Source organism: Syntrophaceticus schinkii, from assembly GCF_000946815.1.
Classification (GTDB): Bacteria; Bacillota; DSM-12270; order Thermacetogeniales; family Thermacetogeniaceae; genus Syntrophaceticus; species Syntrophaceticus schinkii.
Map to the genome: position 1 here is coordinate 1 of NZ_CDRZ01000184.1, position 3,704 is coordinate 3,704.

A 3,704-nucleotide genomic window follows, 5' to 3' on the forward strand; every position below is an offset into this window, starting at 1 on the left:
CCAGTTTCATCTGTTACGCATGGTGACTGACATCAAGTCTGAAGAATAAACAGTCTTCCTACAAGCACCGCGAAGAAACACGAAAACACGAAAAATGTTCTTGACAACACAAAAAAGAGCGTGCTAAGATAGACAACGCTGTCCCAGCAGACAGCACGAAAGAGAGCTGCAAGTGAGGAGCACCAACAGACAGAAGCTCGCACAAGCGGCACAAAGAAAAGTCGAAAAAATGTTCTTGACACACACAGAAGTGCGTGCTAAGATAGAAAACGTTGCCGCCGGTAGAATCCGGTGACAGCGGCAGGTCTTTGAAAACTGAACAGTCGTGTGAGGTCAGCGTTTAAAAGAACTTAACGGAGAGTTTGATCCTGGCTCAGGACGAACGCTGGCGGCGTGCTTAACACATGCAAGTCGAACGGAGGATGCGGGGAAGCTTGCTTTCCTGCAAACTTAGTGGCGGACGGGTGAGTAACGCGTGGATAACCTGCCTGTAAGACTGGGATAACACTGGGAAACCGGTGCTAATACCGGATATACTGTAGAGTAGGCATCTACTTTACAGGAAAAGATTAACCTCTGCTTACAGATGGATCCGCGTCCCATTAGCTAGCTGGTAGGGTAACGGCCTACCAGGGCGACGATGGGTAGCCGGCCTGAGAGGGTGGTCGGCCACACTGGGACTGAGACACGGCCCAGACTCCTACGGGAGGCAGCAGTGGGGAATCTTGCGCAATGGGCGAAAGCCTGACGCAGCGACGCCGCGTGGGTGACGAAGGCCTTCGGGTCGTAAAACCCTGTTGCAGGGGACGAAGGAAGTGACGGTACCCTGCCAGAAAGCCCCGGCTAACTACGTGCCAGCAGCCGCGGTAAAACGTAGGGGGCGAGCGTTGTCCGGAATTACTGGGCGTAAAGGGCTCGTAGGCGGTAACTCAAGTCAGTTGTGAAAACCGACGGCTTAACCGGAGGATTGCAGTTGATACTGAGTTACTTGAGGCAAGGAGAGGAAGGTGGAATTCCCGGTGTAGCGGTGATATGCGTAGATATCGGGAGGAACCCCAGTGGCGAAGGCGGCCTTCTGGTCTTGACCTGACGCTGAGGAGCGAAAGCCAGGGTAGCGAACGGGATTAGATACCCCGGTAGTCCTGGCTGTAAACGATGGACACTAGGTGTAGGTGGTATCAACCCCATCTGTGCCGCAGCTAACGCATTAAGTGTCCCGCCTGGGGAGTACGGTCGCAAGGCTGAAACTCAAAGGAATTGACGGGGGCCCGCACAAGCGGTGGAGCATGTGGTTTAATTCGATGCAACGCGAAGAACCTTACCAGGGCTTGACATCCTGCGAATTCTGTGGAAACACAGGAGTGCGCTTCGGGGAGCGCAGAGACAGGTGGTGCATGGTTGTCGTCAGCTCGTGTCGTGAGATGTTGGGTTAAGTCCCGCAACGAGCGCAACCCTTGCCCTTAGTTGCCATCACGTAGAGGTGGGCACTCTAAGGGGACTGCCGGTGACAAACCGGAGGAAGGTGGGGATGACGTCAAATCATCATGCCCTTTATGTCCTGGGCTACACACGTGCTACAATGGCCGGTACAGAGGGTAGCGAAGGGGTGACCTGTAGCCAATCCCACAAAGCCGGCCCAAGTTCGGATTGCAGGCTGCAATTCGCCTGCATGAAGTCGGAATCGCTAGTAATCGCGGATCAGAATGCCGCGGTGAATACGTTCCCGGGCCTTGTACACACCGCCCGTCACACCACGAAAGCTGGCAACACCCGAAGCCGGTGGCTTAACCGCAAGGAAAGAGCCGTCGAAGGTGGGGCTGGTGATTGGGGTGAAGTCGTAACAAGGTAGCCGTATCGGAAGGTGCGGCTGGATCACCTCCTTTCTAAGGAGCATAAACGACACACACGACTGTTTAGCTTTGAAAGACCAAACTGTTCTTTGAAAAACGAATATCGAGATACTACATCTAAAACCGAAAGAAGAAGCCTTTTACTGTGATTGGAAAGAAAGAATACCAGGTAAAGGCGACTGGCGGCAGCAATGCAAGCTACTAACGCATATGGTGGATGCCTTGGCGTCAGGTGCTGAAGAAGGGCGTGGTAAGCTGCGAAAAGCCTCGGGTAGCCGCAAACAGGCGTTAATCCGGGGATACCCGAATGGGGAAACCCGACTGGGCTAAAACCCAGTCAATCCTTACTGAATCCATAGGTAAGGATGAGCAACCGGGAGAACTGAAACATCTTAGTACCCCGAGGAACAGAAAACAACCGTGATTCCCCAAGTAGCGGCGAGCGAACGGGGAACAGCCCAAACCTTAAACGTGTCAAGACTGTACTCGTTGCGTTTAAGGGGTCGAGGGGCGTAAGAGGGATCCGGTACAGCGGATCCGGTGAGCAAAAAGGCTCCCCCTTAGGGGAATAGACCTGGAAAGGTCAACCGAAGAGAGCAACAGTCTCGTACCCGAAAAGGAGAGCACTCACCTGTTACGAACCCAAGTACTGCGGGGCACGTGAAATCCTGCAGGAATTCGGGAGGACCACCTCCTAAGGCTAAATACTACCTGACGACCGATAGTGAACGAGTACCGTGAGGGAAAGGTGAAAAGCACCCCGGGAGGGGAGTGAAAAAGAACCTGAAACCATATGCTGACAAGCAGTCAGAGTCCGGCGTAAAGCCGGATCATGGCGTACTTTTTGTAGAACGGACCGGCGAGTTGCGATATGCAGCGAGGTTAAAGCTTAAAAGGCTGGAGCCGCAGCGAAAGCGAGTCTGAAGAGGGCGAAAGAGTTGCATAGCGCAGACCCGAAACCGGGTGAGCTACCCATGGGCAGGGTGAAGCGAGACTAACCTCTCGTGGAGGCCCGAACCGACCGTCGTTGAAAAGCCGGCGGATGACCTGTGGGTAGGAGTGAAAAGCTAAACGAACCCGGAGATAGCTGGTTCTCCCCGAAATAGCTTTAGGGCTAGCCTCAGGGGGATACTTTATGGGGGTAGAGCACTGATCAGGCTAGGGGCGTCGACCACGTTACCGAACCTTTTCAAACTCCGAATACCATAAAGAGAGAACCTGGGAGTCAGACTATGGGTGACAAGATTCATAGTCAAAAGGGAAAGAGCCCAGACCGCCGGCTAAGGTCCCCAAGTACAGGCTAAGTGGGAAAGGATGTGGGGCTACCCAGACAACCAGGATGTTGGCTTAGAAGCAGCCACCATTCAAAGAGTGCGTAATAGCTCACTGGTCAAGTGGCCCTGCGCCGAAAATGTAACGGGGCTCAAGCCTGACACCAAAGCCGCGGAGTTTAGTGGTTTGTCGTTAGTGGTTAGTAGTTAGGAGAAGAAAAGATGCCGGATTTTAGTGGTTAGTCATTAGTGGTTAGTGGTTGGAGTAGAAGGAATTCGTTTTGCGAATTCCCACTAAACTAACGACTAATTACCAACGACCTACAACTAAAAGACAAGCGTGGAATCCTAACGACTAATTACCAACGACCAACCACTAAACTGGTAGGGGAGCGTTCCAGCAGCACAGAAGGTGTACCGAAAGGTATGCTGGAGCGGCTGGAAGTGAGAATGCCGGTATGAGTAGCGAGAAGGCAGGTGAGAATCCTGCCCGCCGGAAGCCCGAGGTTTCCTGGGGAAGGCCGTCGTCCGCCCAGGGTAAGTCGGGACCTAAGCCGAGGCTGAAAAGCGTAGGCGATGGACA

2 rRNA genes are annotated in these 3,704 nt (G+C 53.4%); both read left to right on the forward strand.

What is annotated here, in order from left to right:
• The first annotated feature begins 350 nt into the window (after positions 1–350).
• Positions 351–1,883 (forward strand): 16S ribosomal RNA (locus tag SSCH_RS07200).
• A 158-nt stretch (positions 1,884–2,041) separates the two neighbouring features.
• Positions 2,042–3,704, forward strand: a 23S ribosomal RNA gene (locus SSCH_RS07205); the annotation flags it as partial.